This is a genomic window from Dietzia sp. NPDC055877 (genome assembly GCF_053615975.1).
The window spans coordinates 19,435-43,874 of sequence record NZ_JBSHCV010000003.1 but is presented as its reverse complement, the minus strand read 5'-3'; the positions used below and the strand labels follow the sequence as shown (position 1 = coordinate 43,874).

At 67.6% G+C, this 24,440-nt stretch carries 23 protein-coding genes and 1 riboswitch; of the genes, 8 read left to right on the top strand and 15 right to left on the bottom strand.

The annotated features are described in order from the left end of the window. The first annotated feature begins 8 nt into the window (after positions 1 to 8). From ACWGLC_RS04570 to ACWGLC_RS04545, 6 genes are all read left to right on the top strand, one after another. On the top strand, positions 9 to 2,555 hold the full coding sequence (locus ACWGLC_RS04570) for a DEAD/DEAH box helicase (RefSeq protein WP_452098778.1): 2,547 nt from the start codon (positions 9 to 11) through the stop codon (positions 2,553 to 2,555). A gap of 85 nt (positions 2,556 to 2,640) precedes the next feature. Next, positions 2,641 to 3,099, top strand: coding sequence for a DUF3817 domain-containing protein (locus tag ACWGLC_RS04565; RefSeq protein ID WP_452098777.1), 459 nt, complete (start codon positions 2,641 to 2,643; stop codon positions 3,097 to 3,099). Next, a complete protein-coding gene (locus ACWGLC_RS04560; RefSeq protein WP_230929033.1) occupies positions 3,096 to 3,725 on the top strand; it encodes a TetR/AcrR family transcriptional regulator in 630 nt (209 codons plus the stop codon). Before ACWGLC_RS04565 ends, ACWGLC_RS04560 begins: the two co-directional genes overlap by 4 nt. Before the next feature lie 84 nt (positions 3,726 to 3,809). Further along, entirely contained in the window at positions 3,810 to 4,625 is an 816-nt protein-coding gene (locus tag ACWGLC_RS04555; RefSeq protein ID WP_452098776.1) for an NUDIX hydrolase, read from the top strand. 64 nt (positions 4,626 to 4,689) lie between these two features. Continuing rightward, positions 4,690 to 5,712 carry a T3SS (YopN, CesT) and YbjN peptide-binding chaperone 1 gene (locus ACWGLC_RS04550; RefSeq protein WP_452098775.1) on the top strand — a complete coding sequence of 341 codons (1,023 nt, stop codon included), beginning with the start codon at positions 4,690 to 4,692 and terminating at the stop codon, positions 5,710 to 5,712. Between the two features lie 53 nt (positions 5,713 to 5,765). Next, positions 5,766 to 6,326: a hypothetical protein gene (locus ACWGLC_RS04545; RefSeq protein WP_452098774.1), complete on the top strand. Its 561-nt coding sequence runs from the start codon at positions 5,766 to 5,768 to the stop codon at positions 6,324 to 6,326. A gap of 10 nt (positions 6,327 to 6,336) precedes the next feature. Here the strand turns inward: ACWGLC_RS04545 and ACWGLC_RS04540 are convergent, their stop codons facing one another. Then, the gene (locus ACWGLC_RS04540) at positions 6,337 to 6,702 is read right to left on the bottom strand and encodes a YchJ family protein (RefSeq protein WP_452098773.1); all 366 of its coding nucleotides are present in this window, start codon (positions 6,700 to 6,702) and stop codon (positions 6,337 to 6,339) included. A gap of 108 nt (positions 6,703 to 6,810) precedes the next feature. On the opposite strand from ACWGLC_RS04540, the gene ACWGLC_RS04535 reads away from it, so the two are divergent. Next, complete coding sequence (locus ACWGLC_RS04535) at positions 6,811 to 7,059, top strand: hypothetical protein (RefSeq protein WP_452098772.1); 249 nt, start codon at positions 6,811 to 6,813, stop codon at positions 7,057 to 7,059. A gap of 43 nt (positions 7,060 to 7,102) precedes the next feature. Continuing rightward, complete coding sequence (locus ACWGLC_RS04530; protein ID WP_452098771.1) at positions 7,103 to 8,659, top strand: fatty acyl-CoA synthetase; 1,557 nt, start codon at positions 7,103 to 7,105, stop codon at positions 8,657 to 8,659. A 33-nt stretch (positions 8,660 to 8,692) separates the two neighbouring features. Here the strand turns inward: ACWGLC_RS04530 and ACWGLC_RS04525 are convergent, their stop codons facing one another. The 14 genes from ACWGLC_RS04525 to ACWGLC_RS04460 form a co-directional block, all read right to left on the bottom strand. Beyond that, positions 8,693 to 9,553 (bottom strand): alpha/beta fold hydrolase, encoded by an 861-nt coding sequence (locus ACWGLC_RS04525; RefSeq protein ID WP_452098770.1) that lies wholly within the window; start codon positions 9,551 to 9,553, stop codon positions 8,693 to 8,695. Between the two features lie 26 nt (positions 9,554 to 9,579). Next, positions 9,580 to 10,407, bottom strand: coding sequence for an 8-oxoguanine DNA glycosylase OGG fold protein (locus tag ACWGLC_RS04520; RefSeq protein WP_452098769.1), 828 nt, complete (start codon positions 10,405 to 10,407; stop codon positions 9,580 to 9,582). A gap of 48 nt (positions 10,408 to 10,455) precedes the next feature. After that, entirely contained in the window at positions 10,456 to 13,350 is a 2,895-nt protein-coding gene (gene gcvP / locus ACWGLC_RS04515) for an aminomethyl-transferring glycine dehydrogenase (RefSeq protein ID WP_452098768.1), read from the bottom strand. 174 nt (positions 13,351 to 13,524) lie between these two features. Continuing rightward, positions 13,525 to 13,622: riboswitch (glycine riboswitch) on the bottom strand. A 34-nt stretch (positions 13,623 to 13,656) separates the two neighbouring features. After that, positions 13,657 to 14,229 (bottom strand): MerR family transcriptional regulator, encoded by a 573-nt coding sequence (locus ACWGLC_RS04510; protein WP_295647885.1) that lies wholly within the window; start codon positions 14,227 to 14,229, stop codon positions 13,657 to 13,659. A gap of 314 nt (positions 14,230 to 14,543) precedes the next feature. Beyond that, the gene (locus tag ACWGLC_RS04505; protein ID WP_452099055.1) at positions 14,544 to 15,044 is read right to left on the bottom strand and encodes a bifunctional nuclease family protein; all 501 of its coding nucleotides are present in this window, start codon (positions 15,042 to 15,044) and stop codon (positions 14,544 to 14,546) included. 93 nt (positions 15,045 to 15,137) lie between these two features. After that, on the bottom strand, positions 15,138 to 15,872 hold the full coding sequence (gene ftsR / locus ACWGLC_RS04500; protein ID WP_452098767.1) for a transcriptional regulator FtsR: 735 nt from the start codon (positions 15,870 to 15,872) through the stop codon (positions 15,138 to 15,140). Further along, positions 15,869 to 16,288, bottom strand: a complete 420-nt coding sequence (gene odhI / locus ACWGLC_RS04495) for an oxoglutarate dehydrogenase inhibitor Odhl (protein WP_230929096.1) — start codon at positions 16,286 to 16,288, stop codon at positions 15,869 to 15,871. Before odhI ends, ftsR begins: the two co-directional genes overlap by 4 nt. A gap of 126 nt (positions 16,289 to 16,414) precedes the next feature. Next, positions 16,415 to 16,819: a glycine cleavage system protein GcvH gene (gcvH, locus tag ACWGLC_RS04490; RefSeq protein ID WP_344994906.1), complete on the bottom strand. Its 405-nt coding sequence runs from the start codon at positions 16,817 to 16,819 to the stop codon at positions 16,415 to 16,417. Between the two features lie 47 nt (positions 16,820 to 16,866). Next, positions 16,867 to 17,628: a CDP-alcohol phosphatidyltransferase family protein gene (locus ACWGLC_RS04485; protein ID WP_452098766.1), complete on the bottom strand. Its 762-nt coding sequence runs from the start codon at positions 17,626 to 17,628 to the stop codon at positions 16,867 to 16,869. Then, positions 17,625 to 19,892, bottom strand: a complete 2,268-nt coding sequence (secA2, locus tag ACWGLC_RS04480; protein WP_452099054.1) for an accessory Sec system translocase SecA2 — start codon at positions 19,890 to 19,892, stop codon at positions 17,625 to 17,627. The genes ACWGLC_RS04485 and secA2 overlap by 4 nt, the downstream gene beginning before the upstream one ends. 118 nt (positions 19,893 to 20,010) lie before the next feature. Beyond that, a complete protein-coding gene (locus tag ACWGLC_RS04475; RefSeq protein WP_452098765.1) occupies positions 20,011 to 21,150 on the bottom strand; it encodes a hypothetical protein in 1,140 nt (379 codons plus the stop codon). A gap of 75 nt (positions 21,151 to 21,225) precedes the next feature. Further along, positions 21,226 to 22,332, bottom strand: coding sequence for an ATP-binding protein (locus ACWGLC_RS04470; RefSeq protein ID WP_452098764.1), 1,107 nt, complete (start codon positions 22,330 to 22,332; stop codon positions 21,226 to 21,228). A 143-nt stretch (positions 22,333 to 22,475) separates the two neighbouring features. Next, a complete protein-coding gene (locus ACWGLC_RS04465) occupies positions 22,476 to 23,555 on the bottom strand; it encodes a linear amide C-N hydrolase (RefSeq protein ID WP_452098763.1) in 1,080 nt (359 codons plus the stop codon). Between the two features lie 55 nt (positions 23,556 to 23,610). After that, complete coding sequence (locus ACWGLC_RS04460; protein ID WP_452098762.1) at positions 23,611 to 24,312, bottom strand: hypothetical protein; 702 nt, start codon at positions 24,310 to 24,312, stop codon at positions 23,611 to 23,613. Positions 24,313 to 24,440 lie beyond the last annotated feature (128 nt).

The window sequence follows — 24,440 nt, the reverse complement described above, 5'->3', positions numbered from 1 at the left end:
TCGGACGGGTGCATCTGCCCGATCTGCTCGCTGACCTCGACGACGTTCCCGCCGGCCTCCACGACGAGGCGGTGTACGACGCGTTCGTGGCGTGGGCCGCGGACCGGGGCCTGCAGTTGTACCCGGCACAGGAGGAAGCGGTCCTCGAGGTCGCCGCCGGCAGCCACGTCATCCTGGCCACCCCCACGGGGTCCGGTAAGTCGCTGGTGGCGCTGGGTGCGCATTTCGCCGCGATGGCCCGCGGCGTGCGGAGCTACTACACCGCGCCGATCAAGGCCCTGGTGAGCGAGAAGTTCTTCGCGCTGTGCGAGGTGTTCGGCGCCGAGAACGTGGGAATGATCACCGGGGACGCCTCGGTCAACCCCGATGCGCCGATCGTCTGCGCGACCGCCGAGATCGTCGCCAACATCGCGCTTCGCGAGGGGGCCGATGCCGAGATCGGCCAAGTGGTGATGGACGAGTTCCACTACTACTCGGAGCCCGACCGTGGATGGGCCTGGCAGGTGCCGCTCATCGAGCTCCCCGACACGCAGTTCCTGCTGATGTCCGCCACGCTCGGAGACGTCGGCTGGTTGCAGGCCGACCTCGAGGAACGCACCGGTCGGCCCTGCACCCACATCGGCGGCACGCAGCGTCCGGTCCCGCTGAGCTTCGACTACGCCCTCAGCGGCGTTCACGAGTCGGTGGAGATCCTGCTGCGCGAGGGCAAGGCACCCGTCTACATCGTGCACTTCACCCAGGCTGCCGCGCTCGAGCAGGCCCAGGCGCTCACGTCCCTCTCGGTGGCCGACCGTGATCGCAAACGAGCCATCGCGGACGAGATCGGCGGGTTCCGTTTCACCACGTCGTTCGGCCGGACCCTCCGCAAGCTCCTGCTCCACGGGATCGGTGTCCACCACGCGGGGATGCTCCCCAAGTATCGCCGCCTCGTCGAAAAGCTCGCGCAGGATGGCCTGCTCAACGTCATCTGCGGCACCGACACCCTCGGGGTGGGGATCAACGTCCCCATCAGGTCGGTGCTGTTCACGGGGTTGACCAAATTCGACGGCCGCCGTCAGCGAGTCCTCAAGGCCCGGGAGTTCCACCAGATCGCCGGGCGCGCAGGGCGCGCCGGATTCGACACCGAGGGGTTCGTGGTGGTGCTGGCCCCGGAGCACGAGATCGAGAACGCCAAGGCGGCGGCGAAGGCCCTGGCCAACCCCAAGAAGAAGGCCAGGACCGCAAAGAAGAAGCCGCCGGAGGGTTTCGTCAACTGGTCACAATCGACCTTCGACAAGCTCGTCGGCGCCCAGCCGGAGCAGCTCACCAGCCGGTTCGAGGTCAGCAACTCGATGCTGCTCAACGTCATCTCGCGGCCGGGCAGCTGCTACGGCCACATGCGGCACCTCCTGCTCTCGTCCCACGAGACCCGGGCCCGCACACGCCACCACGTACTGCGCTCGATCGAGCTGTTCCGTGGCTTGGAGACCGCGGGCATCGTGGAGCGGCTGGCAGAGCCCGACGACGACGGACGGCACGTTCGACTCACTGTGGACCTCCAGCGCGATTTCGCCCTCAACCAGCCGCTGGCGCCGTTCGCGTTGGCCGCGATGGAGGTCCTGGACCCCGACTCCCCAACCCCGGAGCTCGACATCGTCTCGGTTATCGAAGCCGTCCTCGACGACCCACGGCCCGTTCTCTATGCGCAGCAGCGCGAAGCCCGCGGCGAGGCGATCGCCTCGCTCAAGGCCGACGGTGTCGAGTACTCCGAGCGGATGGAGCTCGTCGAGGACATCACGTGGCCCAGACCGCTCGACGACCTCCTGTCCGACGCGTACGACGCCTATCGGGCCGGGCATCCCTGGGTTACGGGGATCGAGCCGTCACCCAAGTCCGTCATCAGGGTGATGGTCGAGCGGGGCATGACCTTCTCCGACCTGATCTCGGCATACGGTCTCAGCCGCTCGGAGGGGGCGGTCCTGCGCTATCTCACCGACGCTTACCGGACCCTCCGCCAGACGGTCCCCGCCGACCTGAGGTCCGAGGAGTTCGACGACCTCGTGGAGTGGTTGGGCGAGCTGGTCCGTCAGGTCGACTCGAGCCTGCTCGACGAATGGGAGCTGCTCACCGATCCCGACGTGTCCTCTGAACAGGTCGCGGAGCTGGCCTTCGGTCAATCGGCCGGCGCGTCCAGGCCTGTCACCGCGAATCGGCGCGCCTTCCGGGTGATGGTGCGAAACGCCATGTTCCGCCGGGTGGAGTTGCTCGCCCGGGACGACATCGAACGGCTCGTCGAACTCGACGACGCCGTCCCCGAGCATCCCGACTGGGATTCCGAGATCGACCCGTACTGGGACGAGTACGACGAGATCGGGACAGGACCCGGCGCCAGAGGCCCTGCGCTGTTCTCCGTCACCGAGTCCGGCCCGGGGGTCGATGCCGGCACGTGGCGCGTCCGCCAGGTTCTCGACGATCCGCAGGGGGACCACGGCTGGGCGATCGAGGCCGTGGTGGATCTGGCAGCCAGTGACGAGGCCGGCGAAGCCAGATTCGCCTCGATCGCGCTGCGCGGGTGAACGCTTCCGGAGCCTGCTCCGAATGGCTGGTCAGAGAGTCCGTACGATATCGAGCGGACCCTGACACGATCATTGGAGGACACCTGTGACCCCCCGCACCCTGTACCTGAGGCTCGCGCTCGCCGAGATGGTGACGTGGACCCTGCTGATCCTCGGCATGATCGGCAAGTACGCCTTCGGGTTGGAGTGGGCCACGACTGTCGGCGGCAGCATCCACGGGTTCGTGTTCCTCTGCTACGCGGTGACGACCGTCGCCGTCTGGATCGACAAACGTTGGTCCTTCGGCACGGGAGTCCTCGGGTTGGCCTCCGCGATCATCCCCTACGCCACCTACCCGTTCGAGAGGTCCGTCCAGCGACGTGGGCTGCTCGCCGGCCCCTGGCGGCTGGGGAAGGACGGGGAGTCCCCCCGGTCGCTGCCGGAGCGGCTCCTCGCGACCGCTCTTCGCTCCCCGATCCTCGCTCTCATCGTGACGGTGATCGTCGTGGCGATCGTCTTCACGCTTCTCCTGGTCGCGGGCAAGCCGACCGAGTGGTTCAGTTGAGCTCCACGCGCGAACCGGGGCGACGCGAACTGAACAAGGCGGACAAGCAGCGGCGCATCCACCAGGCGGCTCGTCAGCTGTTCTCCTCGCGCGGCTACTCGTCCGTGACCACCCAGGAGGTGGCGGAACTCGCCGAGGTCGGCACGGGGACCCTGTTCCGCTACGCCCGATCCAAGGGCGAACTGCTGTGCATGATCGCCAACGAGGACTTCCGGCTCATGGTCGAATCCGTCCCTGACACCGGCGACCCGGTCGAGGATCTCGTCGAACTGTGTGAACCACTGGTCCGGGCACTCGAGAGGCAACCCGAGAACGTCGCCGCCTACCACCGGGAGACGCTCTTCGGCGAGCCCGGTCCGCACCGTGACGAGGCCCAGCAGATCCTCGTGGAGCTCCGCGGCAGCATCGCCGAAGTGCTGGCGCGGCACTGCGGTGGAACGGCGACCGCCGCGCGGCTGACCGGTCCGGCCCAGACCGTCTTCGACGTCATGTACATGACGATCGTGCGCTCCGGAGTCGATCGATCGCCTGATCTCGACCACCGCGGGGAACTCCGCAAACATGTGCGGCGGGTGCTCCACGGGACCCTGGCCGCCGCATCCGCGGTCGGCGCCGAATCGCGCTGAAAACCTCCCCCGGGAGCGTGCGCGGAAGGCTCGGAACCGCACCCCGTTGCCGGCCTCGTCACGGCGACGGGTCAGACTGGCCTCATGAGCGAGGCAGAGCACAACACCGAGCGTCCCGTGAAGGACGCCTCCACTGTGATGGTGATCCGTGACTCCGACGCGGGCCCCGAGGTGTTCGTGGCCCGCCGGGTGAGGGGAATGGCGTTCGCCGGCGGGATGACGGTATTTCCCGGCGGCGGAGTGGATGCCGCTGACGACGATCCGGACCTGGCCTGGACCGGCCCCGAGCCGCACTGGTGGGCTGACCGCCTCGGATGTGAGGAAGCCCGGGCCCGTCGGCTCGTCTGTGCCGCCGCGCGGGAGACCTTCGAGGAGTGCGGCGTACTGCTGGCCGATCATCTCGACGGCTCCCCGGTCTCGGACGCCGGGCGCTATCACGCGGCGCGCGCCGAACTCGAGGGCCATCGCATGACCTTCAGCAACTTCCTCGCCACCGAAGAACTCTCGTTGGCAGCCGGCCGCCTCCGCCCGTTCGACCATTGGATCACCCCCGCCGTGGAGAAGCGTCGCTACGACACCCGGTTCTTCGTCGCGGCACTGCCCGTCGGCCAGGAGCCCGACGATCAGACGACCGAGGTCGACCTGACGATGTGGGCGCGTCCGGCCGATCTGCTGGGCGACTTCCGCTCCGGGCGGTCCATGCTCCTGCCTCCCACCTGGGTACAGCTTCACACCCTGTCGCAGTTCGACGACGTGGCGTCGGCCCTCGCCTCGGAGCGGTCGATCGCCCCGATCGAGCCGGCGATCCTCGAGCATCAGGGCGGTATCCGGGTGGGGTTCGACGGTTCCGACGAGTACTGGGCGGACTATCAGAGAGGCCACGCCGGGGCCGAAGCCTGAACGCCCGCGTCGGACACTCGCGAACCGCTGACGGACAGCGTGACTCGGTGGTTGACTGCGAGGCATGCCGGATTTCGAGTTCGACGTGGATGCGTCGATCGCGGCCGGGTGGGAGCGCTTCGCCGTCCGCCTGGCCGGGTTTCTGCGTGACCTCGTCCCCGGCGCGATCGTCGACCTGACTGTGCCCGTACTGGGCTCGCATGTCGGGCAACCGCCGTTCATCCGATTCACCGCATCGGACGCTGCCGACACCCCCGGGGCGGCCGCCGGCCCGGGTTCGGTCGAGGCGGAGGTGTCCGGTGGAGGTACCGAGGACGACCCGGTCCCGCTGCGTACCGCCCAACTCGACCAGCTCGCGGGCCTGGGCTGGGAGATCCCGAACGAGCTGTCGTCGACCGCCGGCCCCCGGTTACGACTGCCCGCGTACGAGGCCAGTCATCTCTCGCACCTGGTGGCCGGGACCATGGAGCGTGTGTTCGGGATCCCCCACCCCGTGTTCCTGCATGACGTGGTGGATTCCGATGCGGCCGCTCAGGGCAGCCGCCCCGGCGCCGGCCCGCACAACCATCACGAGACGGCTCTGGCGGCCACCGCCGGCCCGGCAGCCCCGGTGGCCGACGACGTCGATTTCCGGCCGATCACGATCACCGACCCGGACCAGGCGACCCGGGCGTTGGGCGCGGCGTTGTCCGAGGTGTACCACGGCCGCGTCGAGGCGGACGAGCATGACGTGTTCACCGTTCCCGCCGGCTGTGTGGTCCTGTTCGTCCGGGCACACAGATCGATGCCCCTCATCGTGTTCCGCAGCCCGCTGGTCTCGACGGTGGAGGACGCCGCCGCCGCCGAGACGGAAGTGGCGATCCTCAATCGTGACTCGCAGTGGTGCCGGTACGTCTTCGACGGCAAGACCATCGTGGCCGAGTCGGAATTCGTCGACAGGGTCTTCGTCCCGGTCAATTTCAAGATCCAACTCGCCGAGATCGTGGCGGAACTGGATGATGTCTACTCGGATCTCGCTCGTCGCGTCGCCGGCAAACAATGGCGCGACCTGCACTCTGCTGACGACTCCGGGCCCGGCGAACAGTAATATGTGACTCTGCCGGGACCGGCCCGGTGTACGGCCCGTCCCAGGAGCGTCCCATGCGCCGCGTCGTCCTCGCCGCCATACTCGCGGCCACGGCAGCCGTTTCCGGCGCCTGCTCGTCGTCCCCGTTCGGTTCCGACGAGCATCGCCCCACCCACGCCCCGGCCGGTTCGGCTGCGGGTCCGGTGCCGACATCCCGGCAGTTCGACCGCCCGTTCCCGGTCGCCGGTGAATCCTGGGACGCGACCGTCACCCTCTCGAACCTCCGGATAGTCCCCGCCAGCGCCTACGCGGACACTGTGCTCGCAGTCGACGTGCGCGCGGTCCAGTCCGCCGGACAACCCGAGATCGGACCAACGACCATCACGGCCTACTCCCCCTCCGGTGCTCAGTTCGAACGGATCGAGGACCCGGCCGGGCTGATACCGGACCCGCTCGTCCCCACCGTCATGACCTCACCGGGTCAGGAGATCCGGGGCATGGTGGCGTGGAAGATGCCCGCCACGGACCGCATCGGTCGTCTCGAGGTGACCACGCCGCGGACGCTGGCCTCGGTCACCGTCACACTCCAGCCCGCCGATCCCGCCGTCCAGACGACCAACTCGTCCGCATCCTGAGCCGCCCGGATCACGCGCCGTCCAGATACACCCAGCGTCCGCCGCGGCGCCGGAACTCGGATCGCTCCCGCATGATGCCGGGACCGTCCACGTCGGTGAAGCGCGCCTCGAATTCGACGACGCCGCCGTCGTCGTCATCCACTCCCGCGACCACCTCCAGGACGGTGAGCCCGGTCCACTTCGTCCCGCCGACCTCCACGGTTTCGGGCCTGGTCCGTGGGTGCCACGTGCGCCAGAGATGGTCCGGTCGCTCCAGCGCGAACGCCGTATAGCGGGACCGCATCAGCTGCTCGGCGGTCCTCGCCGGGACCCCGTCATCGACGAGGGGTCCGCAGCAGTGCCGGTAGTCCGCGCCTCCGCACGGGCATGGGGTCATGGTGTTCTCCGTTCGTTCAGCGCCCGGCCAGGCTACCCGGGGTCCCGCCCCCGTTCGGGCGCGCGGCGCCGTGCTCGGGCGACGGAAGGGACTAGCCTGGCCCATGTCATGGCCTCCCTTTCCTCCTTGCGGTCGCTCGCGCGCCGCCGCTCCGACCCCGATCTCGCACCTCTGCGGGTCCGGTCGTGTCGAGACCTGTGCAACTGGAACGCGACCCCCGTGGAGCGTCGCGGGGAGCCGCTGTTCGCCTGCCGGGGCTGTGGCTCGCAATGGGTTCCGAGCGAGCACTGGACCCCACGCGAGGCCAGTGGGCACATCCCGCCGGAGGTCCTCGAGATTCTCCGCGCCGAAGACTGACGTCGCCCGAACGGGAGTAGGGCACCCGCTATAGGGTCACCACATGACAACACCCCCTCTCCCCGTCATGTCGGCCGCGAGCGCCGGGACCGTCGATGCCGTGCTTCGCCGTTCCGCCTCCCGATTCCCCGATCGGGTCGCCCTGACCTTCGCCGACCGCCGCTGGTCGTACTCGGAACTCGACGCCGCCGTGGACAGGGTCGCAGCCGAGCTCACCTCGCGGGACCTGGAACCGGGCTCCCGCATCGCGGCCTACGGGGTCAATTCCGACGCGTATCTCATCGCCTTCCTCGCGACCTCGCGCGCCGGCTACACCCACGTCCCTGTCAACTACGCGCTCACCGGCGGAGAACTCGAGTACCTCCTCACCGATTCCGGGGCGTCGTTGGTGCTCGTCGACCCGGCGCAGGCGCCGACGCTGGATGCGGTGCTCGGCAACCTGCCCGGCCTCAGCTCACTCGACCTTCAGCCCGCCGCCGGCGGGCACGTCGACGGTACGGTGCTCGGCACCGCACTGGCGTCCGGTGAGACCACGCCCGTGGACTCCCCCGCCTCCGGCACCAGCCTGGCGCAGCTTCTCTACACCTCGGGGACCACCTCGCGGCCCAAGGGCGCGATGATGACGCATTCCGCGCTCATCCACGAGTACGTGAGCTGCATCCTGGCGCTGGACTTCGACATCGACGACGAGCCGCTTGTCGCGATGCCCCTCTATCACTCGGCGGCGATGCATGTCTTCGCGCTGCCGTACCTCTCGCTCGGCGCCACGGTGCATCTGATGGCCGCGCCGGACATCCCGGAGATCCTCCGCCGCGTCGAAGAGGACGGCATCAGGTCCCTCTTCCTGGCGCCGACGGTCTGGGTCCCGCTGGCCTCGCATCCGGATCTGGAGACGCGCGACCTGTCCAGCCTCACCAAGGCGCAGTACGGCGCATCGATCATGCCGGTCACCGTCCTCCAGCGGCTCCGGACGAAGTACCCGGACCTGGGTTTCTACAACTGCTTCGGCCAGTCGGAGGTCGCCCCGCTCGCCTGTGTACTCCGGCCCGAGGAGCACGATGCCCGCCCGGCCAGCGCCGGTCGCTCAGTGTTCTTCGTCGAGGCCCGTGTCGTCGACGAGACGGGGGCGGAGGTCCCCGACGGGGAGCGCGGAGAGGTGGTGTACCGCTCGCCCCAGCTGTGCAGCGGCTACTGGAACAAGCCCGAGGCCACCGAGGAGGCGTTCCGCGGCGGATGGTTCCATTCCGGGGACCTGGTCGTGCGCGACTCCGAGGGTTTCCTCGAGGTCGTCGACCGCATCAAGGACGTCATCAACACCGGCGGGGTCCTGGTGGCCTCACGCGAGGTCGAGGACGCGGTCTACCGGGACGAGCGCGTCGCCGAGGTCGCCGTGATCGGCACCCCGGATCCCAAGTGGATCGAGGCCGTCACCGCGGTCGTCGTCCTCAAGGACGGCGCCGACGCCACCCAGGCCGAGATCATCGACGGGACCCGCGCCCACCTCGCACCGTTCAAGGTGCCCAAGCGCGTCGTCTTTGTCGATGAACTCCCCCGCAACCAGTCCGGCAAGCTCCTCAAGCGCGAGCTCCGGCAGGACTGAGCCGGTCCCGCCCCGGGGACGCTGGCGTATCGATCACACGGTGCTCCGACGAATCCGGGCCAGCACCTCTTCGGAGATCAGTTCAGGGTACTGCTCCGGCAACCAGTGTCCCCCTCCCCGGACCGGGACGAACCGGTAGTCGGCGGCCATCCGGCTCGCCGTGGCCTCCGCACCGCTGCGTGCGATCGCCATGTCCCGGTCTCCCCAGACGAAGGTCGTGGGCACGGCCACGTCCGGCAACTCGTATCTCCGCATCGCCCGGTACCAGTTGAGCGCTCCGGTCAATCCGGCTCGAACACCCACCACGTTCAGGTGTTCGGCCACCAGCTCCTCGGGGACGTCGCCGGCGAACATCTCCCGCAGCCGCCGTGCCCCGTCCGCCAGCAGAACGTCCTCAGCTTTTCCCTGCTGGCGGAACAGAGCGAAATAGGCCGAGCGCTGCTGTTGGTCAGGATCCGTCGCCACCGCGTCCGCGAATGCTCCGAGGTGGGGAACGGAGACCGCCGTCAACGACGCGAGCGCGGTCGGCCGGTGCGCTGCCAGCCACCATGCCACGGACGCGCCCCAGTCGTGTCCGAGGAGATGGACGGGCCCGAGTTCCAGATGCCCCGCAACGGCGAGGACGTCCTCCGTCAGGCGCTCGATCGCGTAGTCCCCGACCTCGGCCGGCCGGGCCCCGGGCGAGTACCCGCGCTGCAACGGGGCCACGACCCGCACACCGTTGCGAGTGAGAAGCTCCGCCACAGGCCGCCACTCGTGGGCACTCTCGGGAAAGCCGTGGAGAGCCAGTACCGTGGGCGCCGGCTGTCCACCGGGTAGCGGCTCGACCGCATCCCACACGAGCACATCGAGTTGTCCGACCTGGATGTCGACCGTCCTGCTGCGGAGCCTCATGGCCGGACACTATCGCCTCGGACTGCTCACCGTGGCCGCCTGTCCCGAGGAGGCCGGGCGACCGCGGCCGCGTCCGCTGTCCGCGAGCGGCGATGATGCCAGACCCGGACGAGCCACATCTCCACCACCAGGGGATCGACGGCGCACTCCGCCGCCCACTCCTCGACCACGTCCAGGTAGCGCTGGAACCGACGAGGGGTGAGCCGCGACGCGGAGTCCACCTCGGTCCAACCCGAGTGGATCAACGTCCCGATCCCCGCGGGGTCGACAGGAACGATGCGCTGATCGGACCACGCCATCGCGAGCGAGGACAGATAGAGCGACGCCAAGGGGTAGCCGAGGTCGGGAACCCCTCGGCCGGCCCTCCCCTCGGGGGCACCGTGCCGCAGCAGGTTCATCGCCTCCGCGGGGGCGTCGAGCCAGTCGACGACGTCATGCAGGACGAGCGGGTAGCCGTGGGAGGAGACGGATCGCCACCCGGCCCGGTCCCGATCGGGTGCCCGGAAATCCGGGAGGCCACGCCTGATCCCCGAGCGTGTGGGATGCGAGGACAACCAGGCCGCGCACATGTACAACGCGACCACGGATTCCTCCAGACTGCCCCGCGCCCGTCTCCCCGCAGCCCACAGGTCGCTCCGCCGCAGATAGCCGGTACCTGTCTCGACCCGGCCACCATCCGGACCCCCACCCACGAGCCGCAGGTCGACGCCCTTCTCCGCCAGTCTCAGATTCCAGAGGTCGAGATCCACCCCCACGTACTCGTCCGCCACCAGCAGCGCCGGCGGCTGCACCCTGCACCAGTCGGCGCAGGCCTCGGGAAGCGGTGGAATGTGGCCGGGTCCGGTCGTGGTCATACCCGCACGGTGTCACGCGGGTCCGACATCAACGGGCCCCGGAGCCGGTCAGTCGTCGGCGAACGCCTCCAACGGCGGGCACGAGCAGACCAGGTTCCGATCGCCGTAGGCGCCGTCGATTCGACGAACCGCAGGCCACACCTTCGGCCGCCACGTGGTGCCGAGCGGATAGCCGGCGACACTGCGGGGGTACGGGTGGCCCCACTCGTCCGCGGACACGCTCTCCGCGGTGTGCGGGGCGCCGCGCAGCGGATTGTCGTCGACCGGCCACTCCCCGGCCGCGACGCGGTCGATCTCGGCCCGGATCGACGCCATCGCATCGCAGAACGCGTCGAGTTCGGCGAGATCCTCACTCTCCGTGGGCTCGACCATGAGGGTGTTGGGGACCGGGAAGCTCATGGTGGGGGCGTGGAAGCCATAGTCCGCGAGCCGCTTGGCGACGTCGTCGATCGATACGCCCACCGAGTCGATGAGTGGACGGATGTCGAGGATGCACTCGTGTGCCACCCAGCCGCCCTCGCCCGAGTAGAGGACCGGGAAGTGCTCGCCGATCCGGCGGGCCAGGTAGTTTGCGCTGGCGATCGCGGTGAGCGTGGCCCGCCGCAGGCCGTCGGCCCCCATCATTCGGATATAGGCCCAGGTGATGGGCAGGATCGACGCCGAGCCGAAGGGCGCCGCGGCCACCACGCCGCCCGAGCCCAGACCGTCCACATGCGGATGACCCGGCAGGAACTCGCGCAGGTGCTCGGCCACCGCCACGGGCCCGACGCCCGGGCCGCCTCCGCCGTGCGGGATGCAGAACGTCTTGTGCAGGTTGAGGTGACTGACATCGCCACCGAAACGGCCCGGACGAGCCACACCCACGAGCGCGTTGAGGTTCGCACCGTCGATGTACACCTGGCCGCCGGCATCGTGGACGATCGCGCAGATCTCTTCGATATCGTGCTCGTAGACCCCGTGGGTCGACGGGTAGGTGATCATGATCGCCGAGAGCTCACCCGCATGCTTGTCGACCTTGGCCTTGAGGTCGTCCACGTCCACGTCGCCGTTCTCGCGACACTTCACCACGACGACCTTCATGCCCGCCATGACCGCCGAGGCGGCGTTGGTGCCGTGGGCCGAGGACGGGATGAGACACACAGTGCGGTCGTCGTCCCCGCGGGACCGGTGGTAGGCGCTGATCGCGAGCAGACCCGCGTACTCGCCCTGGCTCCCCGCGTTCGGCTGCAGGCTGACGGCCGCATACCCGGTGATGTCGACGAGCCACTGCTCGACGTCGCCGACCAGCTGCCGGATACCGGCGTTCTGGTCCGCCGGCGCGAACGGGTGGAGCCGATTGAACTCCGGCCACGTGATGGGTTCCATCTCCGTGGTCGCGTTGAGCTTCATCGTGCAGGAGCCGAGCGGGATCATGGTGCGATCCAGCGCCATGTCCTTGTCCGACAGCGCACGCAGGTAGCGAAGCATCGCGGTCTCGGTGCGGTAGCGGACGAACGCCTCGTGCTCGAGGAACGAGCTCGTGCGGTCACCGTAGGTCGGGTCGACCATCACCTCGAGGCCGGCGGCGTCGGCCACGTCCTCGACCCGGGCTCCGAAGGCCTCGAGCACGAGGGAGACGTGGTCCCCGGTCGTGGCTTCGTCACAGGAGATGGACACGTGGTCGTCGTCGACCTTCCACAGGTTGACCCCGCGCTCGGCCGCCGCGGCGAGCACCTCGTCGGCACGGCCCGGGATGCGTGCCAGAACCGTGTCGAAGAAATCATCGTGGACCACCTCGACGCCGGCCATCACGAGCCCGTCCGCCAGCACCGCCGCGTGCGCATGGACGCGCCGCGCGATCGCTGTGAGTCCCTCGGCACCGTGGTAGGAGGCGTACATCGCGGCGAGCACCGCGAGCAGTACCTGCGCGGTGCAGATGTTCGACGTGGCCTTGTCCCGGCGGATGTGCTGCTCCCGCGTCTGCAACGCGAGCCGGTACGCGACGCGCCCGTCCGCGTCCGTCGACACGCCCACGAGACGCCCGGGGAGGTTACGGGCGTGCGCGGTCCGGCAGGCCAGGAAACCGGCGTGCGGGCCGCCGAACCCCATCGGCACACCGAAGCGCTGGGTGGTGCCGAAGCACGCGTCCGCACCCTTCTCCCCCGCCGGGGTCAGAACGGTCGCCGACAGCAGGTCCACTCCAGCGGCGACCATCACGCCGCGCTCGTGGCACTCCTCGATCAGCTTGGACACGTCCGCGATCCGGCCCGAGGCGCCGGGGGTCTGGACGAGGGCGCCGAAGAACTCGCCCTCCGGCAGGCCGCCGTCGATGAGATTCGCGGTGACGATCTCGATGCCCAGGGGCTCGGCGCGAGTGGCGAGGATCGCCGCGGTCTGGGCGAAGACATCGACGTCGACGGCGAAACGGTGACTCTTGGACGAACGGTTGGCCCGCCGCAGCATCGTCATGGCCTCGGCAGCCGCGGTGCCCTCGTCGAGCATGGAGGCGTTGGCCATGTCCATACCGGTCAGGTCCGAGACCATCGTCTGGAAGTTGAGCAGGGCCTCGAGTCGCCCCTGGCTGATCTCCGGCTGATACGGGGTGTAGCCCGTGTACCACGCGGGGCTCTCGATGATGTTCCGGATGAGGACCGGCGGGGTGAGCGTGTCGTAGTAGCCCTGACCGATCATCGACACCGCCACCGTGTTGCGGTCCGCCAATGCTCGCAGCGCCGCGAGCGTGTCCGCCTCCGACAGTGGTTCGGGGAGGGCATCGATTCCGGCGGCGCGACCGTCAGACCCCACCTCGTCCACGATCACCGACGGGAAAGCCCTGTCCGCGAGTTCGTCGAGAGACGACACCCCGATGGTGTCCAGGATGCGGGCGAGCCCGTCGTCGTCGGGCCCCAGATGGCGGGAGACGAACTCGCCTCCGGTCCGGGCGGTGTGCGGGGTCGTCGTCACAGGTGCTCCTCGAAGGGCGGGGCCACCCGGGATGGGCGGCCGGCGGGCCGGTGCTACCCTCTCCGCTCTGTCCCCTGCCGACTGACGCCGGCGCCTGAGAGATTCGCCGACCGGACCGCCGGCCGACTTTCCCCGTGGGCGGGTGGTCGATTCCACCGCTCTCCAGAGGCGCTCGTCGACTACACGGTCCGGGTGCCTGAGAGATTCTCGGAGAGGAGTTGCTCCTTCGGCGCCCGCGGCACGAGGCCGCGGGACTCTCCCGTGAGTCGCGTGAACGCGTCCCCGAGTCTAGACGACGCGGGCGCCCTAACCGGTACGCCGTGACGCCCGCGCACGCCGCCTGGCGGCGAGCTCGTCCTCGAACGGGGCGACGATGTCGTCCTCGGTGACGGTCTCCGCCGGGAATTCCGAGATAGACCCGGCCAGCTCGCGCATGGCACCGCCGATGCCGATCCCGAATACTCCCTGTCCACCCTGCAGGAGGTCGAACACCTCTTCCTTGGAGGTGCACTCGAACACCGTTCGCCCGTCCGAGAAGAGAGTGATCGTGGCCAAGTCCTGAACACCGCGCGACCGGATCTGATCCACGGCCTTGCGGATGTTCTGCAGCGAGATGCCGGTATCCAGCAATTGCTTCACGATCTTCAGGACGAGAATGTCCTTGAACGAGTACAGGCGCTGGCTTCCCGACCCGGCCGCGTTGCGGATGGACGGCACCACCAGGTCCGTACGAGCCCAGTAATCCAGCTGACGGTACGTGATGCCCGCGATCTGGCAGGCGATCGGAACGCGGTATCCGCTCGTTCCGTCCGGGATCCCGTCGTCCGGGAACAGCCCGGGCTGCACCTCGTCGAACGTGGCCTGCGTGGCCTCGTTCACATCCCCGAAGGGATTGTTCGACTCTGCAACGACGGTCGGCTCCGGAATCCGGGGGTGGTCGGCCACGTTTGCTCCCTCAAGCTGCGGGTGCCGCCACCTTCGTGGCCGCACGGTACCGGGCCGCGAGGCCCGAATCCTGGACGCGTGAACACCATCGGTGTAGTTCACTGAGGGCAACGCTATGCCTGCCGTCCCCCTCGATCAATAGGACACGCGGTAAACCTCAACCTCAAGTTGAACTTTAGAGTCTTCGCCTGCCTGGGAGAAGGTAGTCAAGTGACTCATGTGACTTGAAAAACTGCAGGTCAGCACACTCAGGACGACGGACTTCCGGGATCCTCGGTCGGCCCGCCCTCTCCGAGGAAGTCATCGGGACTGACCTGGTCGAGGAACTCGCGGAAGGCCTCGACCTCCTCCTCGCCCTGCTCCACCAGAGAGATCCCGACCTCGTCGAGTACCTCCTTGCTCACCAGGACCGGTGCAGAGGTGCGCAGCGCCACGGCCACCGCGTCGGACGGCCTCGCCGAGACCCTCGTCGTTCCGAACACGAGCTCGGCGATGAACGTCCCCTCGGACACCCCGACGATCTCGACCTGCTCCAGGGACTGAGAGAAGGTCTCGAGAAGAGTCACCACGAGGTCGTGGGTCAGTGGTCTGCTCGGCTTGACGCCCTGCTGTTGGAGACTGATCGCGGCGGCCTCGGACGCGCCGATCCAGATCGGCACGTACCGGCCCCCCTCCTTCTCATGCAGGACCAGGACGGGTGCGTACTCGGGCTCCTCGAAACGGATTCCGACCACGTCGACCTCACGCATATTGCTCACCATTGTCTCCGCCTCTCGACATCTCCAGCGTAGCCTTCATCCGCGGCCCGGCGAGCGGAGCGCGCGCCGGGCGGGCCGGCAGGTTCAGGATTCGAGCGCGTGGCGCACGGCGACGGTCACGAGAGTCGAGTGAAGCGCAACAGACAGCGCCGCGATCTCACGAGCCAACTCTGCGGCACGGTCGCGCGCATCGGCATCCCCCTGGCGCGCGACCGGCCCGGCGATCTGAGCGATGAGGCCGGTCTGGCGATCCGCCGCCGTCCGGAAGCCCCGCAGGTGCCGGACGTCCACACCATGGGCGCCCAGGTCGTGGGCGGCGCGAGCGATCAGCACCGACTCGGGATCGAAAAAGCCACCCTGTCCGGCCGTGATGAGTCCGGCGTCGATCAGGGAGTCCACGAGCTCCGCCTCCACGCCGGCCTGCTCGACAACGTTCTCGCGGGTCATCCGATTCAGCGCATCGCTGCGGAAATCGTCAGGTTCGGACCCCGGAACGCCCTCGGATCCGGGGCGCGGAAGCAGAGTGGTCGTCGATCCGTCGGCGATCGCCGCGTCGAGGGCATCCAGCTCGTGCCGGATCACCTTCAACGGGAGATACCGGTCACGCTGCGCCGTCAGGACATACCGGAGTCGTTCGCGGTCCTCGACGCTGAACCGCCGGTAACCACTCGGCGTCCGCTGCGGCGTCACCAACCCCTCGTTCTCGAGGAACCGGACCTTTGACACCGTCAGATCCGGAAACTCCGGCGTCAGTAGTGCGATGACCCCGCCGATGGAGAGAAACTCCTCCCCGGCGGCGCCATGACCGGCTGCGGTCACTGCCCGGGCGTACCCGTCAGGAACACCAGACGGAACTTGCCGATCTGCACCTCGTCGCCGTTGGCGAGCGACGCGGAATCGACCGGCTCGCGGTTGACGTAGGTACCGTTCAGCGACCCGACGTCCACGACGGTGAAGCTGCCACCCTCGCTGCGGAACTCCGCGTGCCGTCGGCTCACCGTCACGTCATCGAGGAAGATGTCGCTGTCCGGATGCCGACCGGCGGAGGTCGTGGCCTGGTCCAGCAGAAAGCGCGATCCGGCGTTGGGGCCACGCTTGACCACGAGAAGGGCCTGCCCCTCGGGGAGCCCCTCGACACCGGTCACCGACGAGTCCGACTGAGCCGCCTGCTGATCGGTTTCATTGAGGAGCTCCGCGCGGAACACGGAGGTGGTCTCGGCGGTCGCCTCGGGCATGTTCTTGTTCTCGGTCACGTTCGTCTCTCCTCGTCTGAGCCCGGGCGTGGGGCTCACGGTGCGCTGCAATTGATTCTATGCCGGACTACCCATCCGCGGGGCCGGGGGGCAGACCAGTCGATCCGCTCACCCCTCCGTGATCTTGGCGTACCCGTCCGAGTCCAGGGTCTGCTCGAGCTGCGCCTCGAGGTCGTCGACATCGGAGATCTCCAGGACGATGATCCAACCCTCCCCGTACGGGTCCGAGTTGACCAGTTCCGGAGAAGTCTCGAGCGCCGAGTTGACCTCGACGACTTTTCCGGTCAGCGGTGCGTACAGATCGGAGACGCTCTTGGGGGACTCGACCTCGCCGAAGGACTCACCGGTCTCCGTCTCCCCGCCGACCTCAGGGAGCTGGACAAAGACGATATCGCCGAGCTTGGACTGCGCGTACTCGGTGATGCCGATGCGGACGCGGGTATCCGACACCCGCTCCACCCACTCATGCTCATCGGTGTACCGGAGCTGGTCGGGGATGTTCTGATCGCTCACTGACGTGCCCTTCTCGAGTGGCTCACTACAGATTCCATCTGGCGACATTACACACCGTCGGACGCCCTCACATCAGTCGATCCGTCACGAGCGGGAAGAGCCACAGTGGTTCTGCGTGCCTGCCAGACATAGATGCCCCCACTCCAGACATAGAGACCGACGCCCCAGTAGAGACATGCTTCGCCGACGACCTCCAGACCCGGGGCTCCCACGACCCCCGCATTACCCGCCAGAATCAGCGGCAGGGACCAGAACAGCGCAAACGTCGCCGCCTTGCCCAGGTAGGTCACCTCCGGCTCCACTCCCCGCCGGCGATAGACCGGCAGCGTCACCAGCAGCAACGCGTCACGGACGAGCAGCACGACGACAACCCACAGAGGGATATAGCCGGCTATCACGAACGTGACGGGGACGACCGCGACGAGGATCCGATCAGCGATCGGATCCAGCTTCTCCCCCCAGGTCGACCGCATGTTCCACAATCGCGCGATCTTGCCGTCGAGCCAGTCGGAGACGACGACCACCCCGAGCAACCACAGTGCCAGCGTCGGTGCGTCCCACACCAGGACCGCCACGACCAGGACGGGAATCAGGGCGATACGACAGAGCGAGATCGCGTTGGGAAGCGTCCAGAATCGGTCGCTCACCCCTCTTGCGCGGGGCGACACCTCGGCGCCGAGCCCCGGTGGAACCGCTGCCGAGAGGTGTCCTCCCCGGGGCGGCGGGATCTTGGCCCCGAGAACCTTGCCCTCGCCGGTTCGCCATTCGCGCAGATCGGTTTCTCGCCTGCCGTCGCGTGCCGCGCTCATCGGAACGTGGACATCATCCCGGAAAAGACACTTCCGCCGGCCGCCATCGGGTTGTCGTGAACCATGTATGTCCAGGTCGAGGTGGGCCGCGCCATCTCGTTGGCCGCGAGATCCACACCGGAGTCGGAGAACTCGATCTCGTCGAAGGTCTTCTCCGACTCGGTGACCGCATCGGAGGCGAGATCCCGGAAGTGATCGATAGCGATCCGGTGGAATTCATCGAGTGGGTTCTCACGACCCAGGGCGCGAAGGTGGATCGATTCCCTGACGTCGTTCATCGCTTCCAGATGCTCGGCCCAGCCCCGGTCCAGATGCCAGAGCATGATCTCCCGACAGCCCCGGACCACGGCGTCCCGACCGTGGGCGTCGACCAGGCGCGCGCTGCGCTCCGGGTCGTGTTCTGTCAGTTCTTCGAACGCCTTGTCAGTGAGCAGGAGCGTCGAGCGTCTCTCGGCGAGGATGTCACGCTGCTCCGCCAGTAGTCGGCTGTAACGCCAGGTATTGGAGTGGATCTCCAGCATCTGTCCCTCAGTGACCCGCTGCGCATGATCCACGGCATCCCGCCCGCGATTGCCCTTGAGTACCCCGGAGATCCGGTCGTGGGCGGTGGGCAGCTTCTCCGGCTCGAGGGCGGAGGTGACGACCGGGTCGTCCATGGCGGCGAAGAAGACCGAGCTGCCCGGATCGCCCTGACGTCCGGCCCGGCCTCGGAGCTGGTTGTCGAGGCGCTCGGTACGGTGCCTGCCGGTCCCGACCACGTGCAGGCCACCGAGTTCCACCACCTCATCGCGACGCGACTCATCGGATCCTCCCAGACGGATATCCGTACCTCGACCGGCCATCTGCGTGGATACCGTGACATTGCCGATGTCACCGGCCTCCGCGATGATCGTCGCTTCCTCCTCGTCGTTCTTGGCGTTGAGCACGGCGCACTCGACGCCCTTCTCCGCCAGCCGGGCCGCGAGCGCTTCGGACTCGGCGACGTCATGTGTGCCGACGAGCACGGGCCGCCCGGTCTCATGTATCGAGGCGACATGATCGACGATGGCGCGGGTCTTACTGTCGGAATCGATGTAGGTCCGGTCTGCCTCGTCGAATCGGATGTTCGGCCGGTTGGGCTCGATCTGCGAGACCCCGAGCGAATAGAACTCCCGTAGCTGGGGGCCGGCGGCCAACGCGGTTCCCGTCATCCCGCAGACCTTGGCGTAACGACCGATGAACCCCTGGACGGTGAGACTGTCGAGGATCTCTCCCGACTCCGATACGGCCACCTCCTCTTTGGCCTCGACCGCTGCTTGGAGGCCGTCCGGCCAGCGCTGCAGCTCGGCCACGCGACCACGCGAGGCATTGACCAACTGCACTCTGCCGTCACGGACGATGTAGTCGACATCCCGCCGCAGGAGGAAGCACGCGTGCAACGCCACATTGACCTGGACGAGAGTGCTGCCCACATGGTCCGCGTCGTAGAGGTCGTTGATCCCCAGTTCCTTCTCGACGGCCTCCGCGCCATCATCGGTCAGATAGATGTTGCGTCGTTCAGAGTCGGTCTCGTAATGCCGTCCGGGACGGAGCTTTCTCACCGCCGCCAGGACCTCTCCCGTGGGCGCGTCTCCCGACTTCGAACCGGCGAGAACCAGCGGAACCAGGGCCTCGTCCACGAGAACCGAGTCGGCCTCGTCCACGATCGCCACATCGGTGGCCGGCGAGATCCGGTCGTCGGGATCGGTCACGAGCTGCTCGCGCAGCACGTCGAATCCGATCTCCGACACCGAACCGTAGGTGATATCGCTGGCATACGCCGCGCGCCGTTCCTCGCGCGTCGCCCCCTCTGTCACGAAGCCGACAGAAAGGCCCAGGAGCTCGAACATCGGTCCCATCCACCGGGCGTCGCGGACTGCGAGGTAGTCGTTCACCGAGATCACGTGCACCGTGTGGCCCTGGAGGGCGTAGCCGGCTGCCGCGATGGCACCGGAGAGCGTCTTGCCCTCACCGGTGGCCATCTCCACGACGTCTCCCTCGAACATTCTCAGCGCGCCCTGGAGCTGGACGTCGAACGGTCGAAGGTCGACCGTCCGGGTGGCCGACTCTCTGGCCAGCGCGAGAAACCGGGCGAGGTCCTCCGCGGACTCGCCGAAGAGCTTCAACCGGTGGGCGGTGTCCGCGAACTCGCCGTCGGCCAATCCGGCCGCCCAGTCGTCGAAATCATGCGAGGCCTCGACCGCGCTCTGCGCACGTGAGGTGTCCCGGCCCTGGGTGGAGCCCATCAGCTTCCAGAAGCGGTTGGCGAATCCCACGCGCGGCGTCCTTCCCGGTCACGAACAGATGCTCCCACCGTACGCAGACCACGACAGGCCGGGGCCCTCGCCCCGCCGGTCGCGGGCACTACTGATCCGGGTCGATCTGCCCACGCAATCTGCGCATCGCTTCTGTCGAGAGCATCCGGTCCCCCGCCCGGGCCGCCAGATGCTCGGCGGCAAGGTCAGCGTGACTCGGCTGGTGACGTGACGAAGGCGGACGAACGCCGTTCGCCCTGGCGATCCCGGCGAGCCGTTCCGCTTCGGCGACAGCCGTGTCGGCACGTGTTTCCACGGATTCCACCAGCTCTCGAAGCGCTACGGCCCGCTCGACCACCTCGGCCCAGGCCCCGTCGATCAACGCCCCCATACCGGTGAGTGTGGTGAAGCCGTCACCGGCCGGTGGCACCCCGGCCGACGCCGCGGCCTCGCGAAGACGGCACAGATCGCCGGAAAGTCCGATGACCTCGCTCTCCGCATCGAACTGGAGGCGGATCTCCTCCACGGAGCGACCACCGCGTACGAAGGCCGCCGACAGCCGGTCATACAGACCCCCGACCTCCATGAGCATCGCGGTGTACATCTCCGGGATCCTCCGACGATCCGAACGGATCTGAGGCAGCGACGGCAGCGATTGAACGACGGACTGCATCCGTTGTGGAAGAACCACCCGTCCCATCTCGCGTTGCCCGAATGCGGCGGCGACGGTTCCGAGTTCCCCCAGGGTGCGAGGCACCAGTGGCACCGGTGCCATGGTCGGAGTCGACGCCAACGCATCGAACAGACGCCCTCGGTCGTCGGTGTCCAGGTGGACACCTCTCCTGCGATCTGCCCGGATGTCCTTGATGCGGAACGCGAAGACCCCGGCGCCCCTGGTGAAGCCCGTACGTAAGACCATGTATTTACGATCGAGGTCAGCCAATCGGGTGCGAAGCGCCATCCGAAGCATCGACGGTGCCGGGGAGTCGATGATCCGCCGTAGATCATGGCGTTGCTCTTCGATGACCCTGACCTGGTGGAAGCCGCCGACTGTGGGGAACGCGAGGTTGCGGTGCAGCCGGGCGCGAACCACTTCAGCTATCCGTGGTTCCACCAGGCCACATGCCACCAGTAGAGCGGCGCGGTCTGACAGTTCGGAAATCGGGGGGTCGCCCTCCCCGTGACACATCCTGTCGACGTCGGAGACGATCCGATCCCGTGCCGTGCGCGCCGTGCTCTCGCGTTCCATGCACCCTCCTCGCCCGGTACCCACAATGGCACCTCGATGTCACGGGATACCACAACGGATATAACGAAGGACGAGTCACGCCTGTTCCCCTTCCATCCCGGGAATCGGCACCATCACATCACCTCCGGCTTCCTCTGTCAGACGACGACCCATCTGGATGACGCTCGGCGCGGAGATGAAGCCCCCGGCGAACAGAGCCTGCCCCTGTGGGAAACCGCTCGCCTGCTGGATCAGATCGTCTCCGACGAAGCCGAACACCTCGGCCAGCTCCGTCAGGTCTCGCGGCGAGTTGATCCGCATGAGACCCAGGTTGTCGCACTGGGACAGCACATTGGGGTGGATTTTGCCCGGACGCTGGGTCGACAACAGGAGCCAGAGGCCGAACTTCCGTCCCTCCGCGGCGATCTGGATCAGCTGCCGGGTCAGGGCACGCTCGACGTCGGTCTCGGGCGCGGGTGAACACACGTTGTGCGCCTCGTCGATCACGATGAGGAGCGGTCGCCGCTCCTCCCGTCGCTCCCACAAGTGCTCCAGTACCGCCAACGCCGCGACCTTCGACTCCGAGGGGTGGGGGAACCCGCCCAGGTCCATCACCGTCGCCCGCGGACGCCGGTCGATCTCGTCGATGACAGAACCGGAACCGCGTGACCACAGGCTCCACTCGAGCACCTCGAGGTTCTCCATCCGATACGACAGCCGCACCTCACCGGGGTCGGACGACGTCCGCAGCCGTTCGACCACCGTGTCCTCGTCGAACGCGTCGCGGCGCACGTCGGCACGCAACAGGACGTTGTACTCCTCTGCATCGGCGATCGGATCGAGCTGGAGCAGCGCCGCCTTGGATGACGACGACAGGTCGAGGTAGCGGACCCTCAGCGGCTCCCCTACCCCCGAGGATGAGCGGAAGACCCTGATATCGCGATCCGTCAATCGGGAGGCGTCAGCAGGGTCTGCGTCCACCCTCGGTTCGGACAGCCGGACATAGTCGGCGTTGGGGTCGAAGATCACCATGGGCAGGTCCGTCTCGAGCAACAACTGCTCGAGCACGACGCCCAGCGCGTAGGTTTTTCCGCTACCACTCTGACCACACCAGAAGGTGTGGCGGTTGAAGCGTCTCGCATCCAGCACCGCGTCAGCCCCGGGTTCACCGGCGACCGTGCCGATCGTCAGTTTCGTCGTCATCGGAATCTCCTCGTCACCCGTGGTTTCGCGCTCTGCTGCCGGGGCCGTCACCGTTTCGCGCTGCTACCGAATTCCGACGTCACCGCGGAGACGACCCAGGGGCGCCGGCACGCAATGGCCGGCGCCCCTGCGTCCCAGCTGCATCATTTCCGGGTGCCGACCAGGTTCTGCACGGAGGCTGCCAGCACGGCGAACTCGTCCTGCTTCCGGGCTATGTACTCAAGAGCCCGGACGCCGGTGGCGAGCACCTCAGAGGTGAAGTCGTCCACTTCGTGGAACTCCTCGGACACGTTTCCCGCGAGTCCGCCCTCCAGGGCCATCCGTCCCACGAGGTCGAGCCGGCTACTGCCGGAGCCCTCGCCGAAGTCCATGTCCGCGAGATCCACCCAGACGATGTTGGGGCGGGTCGTCGACTCGAAGACATAGCGCTTGTTGGTCAGATCAAGCACCACCTGCCAGATCGTCTGAGAGGCATCCGGCTTACCCGGCTCCGGGGTGCGGAAAGGCTGGGCTGCGTTGCGGATGATGCTGAACATCGCGGCGATCGCGTCGAGCTGGGTCTCGGGCTGGACCTGGTTCTCGACGTAGAACGACGCCCGCGCGAAACGGTCGCTCGCCAACGTCGAGCCGGGGAGCGGTGCGTCTCCCCCGAGTCCCCGGATCTGCTTTACGAGCTCAAGCTGCTTGTCGAACGTCGGAGAATTGGTCATAACCTTGTGGTCACGACTGTGGTAAATGGTGGGCGTGCCATCGACGTATTCGATGATGGCGGAGTCGCCGGTCGCGTCGTTGATCGCCAGGTGCAGCGTGGGGACGAGGTGTCCCGTGGGGTCGAAGAGCTGGGCGATCCCGACCTCGGTGGACCGGGTCCACTCCACCGCTTCGGCGACCGTCGCGAAGTTGTCCAGGTAGTACTGCAGCCAGACCGACTGGCTGAGCTGCGTTGACGTCGGCTCGGGCTTTCCATAGTCGGACTCCGTCAGCCACAGGATGTGGCCTGCGAACCCTTCCTCGTTCATTCCGTCAGTGGCGATGAGATCAAAGGCGGTGGCCACGAGACTGCCGTACTTCGCGGTCCACGTGAGGTTCCCCTGCACACCGTCATTCCGCTCGACCCCTCGCGGGACCTTCCAGAGGTTGGTCAGCAGGTCCATGTGGAAATCCATATTCCTGCCGACGATGACCGCCCCGTTGGCATCTGGCCACAAAACTCGCGTGCACATGTGAGAGGCACGTCCTTACTCATGGATCTTGTCTGAAAAACTGTGGGCGCGCGGGTCAGGATGCCGCTGGCGCGGCTTCGGATTCCCGATGGTTCCAGCTGAGCTGGGGTAGCGCGATAGCCGAGGCGGAGAAGAAGCAGATTGCACCGATAAAGGTGCCCCAATTGGCCACCGTCGCGTTCTCGAGCGAGCCGTTCGAGAGGACGAACGCACCTACCGCGGAGACGCCGAAAGCGATACAGCCGACCATGTTGATGTGCGCGGACCACCACCCGGACTGGCCCGGTTCCCACAGGGTGGACCGCTCGCGATAGTAGGCGACGTAAACAAACGCGGCGCTGATGACGAAGGCGACAGAACCGCCGGCGTCCGGATTCCACACCAGTCGCTCATCAGCCTGCACGGTCTGTGCACTCAGAGCCGCACTGGTGCTCACATTGAAGAGTATCGTGCCGACGCTCTGGATGGCTGCGGCCAGCCAGACTGCCCGGAACATCCTCCCCCGCCCGTAGTCGACTTCGGTCGTGGCCGGCCCGCTGAGGATCGTCTGCATGAGTCCTGCGGCGGTGAAGAACCACGCTCCGATGAAGCAGAGCATGTTGGTCAGGTTCGACGAGCCGAGATCCCAGATCGCCACTGCCGCGCCCACCGCGAACAACGTTGATCCGATCATGAAGGACCAGGACTGCTTGGTCAGCGTCGGAACCAGGATCGGGAGCGCTCGGCCGGCGGCAGAGCCAGCTCGGGAACGGGTCATGGAAATGTCCACCATCCAGCGGGTCAGAAGAGTGCAGGGGGTCGGAGACGGACGTCCGCCCGGGCCGGAAACCTCCGGCCCGGGCGGTTCATCCGCTGAGGGCGCGTCCGTCGCGCCCAGGCCGGGCG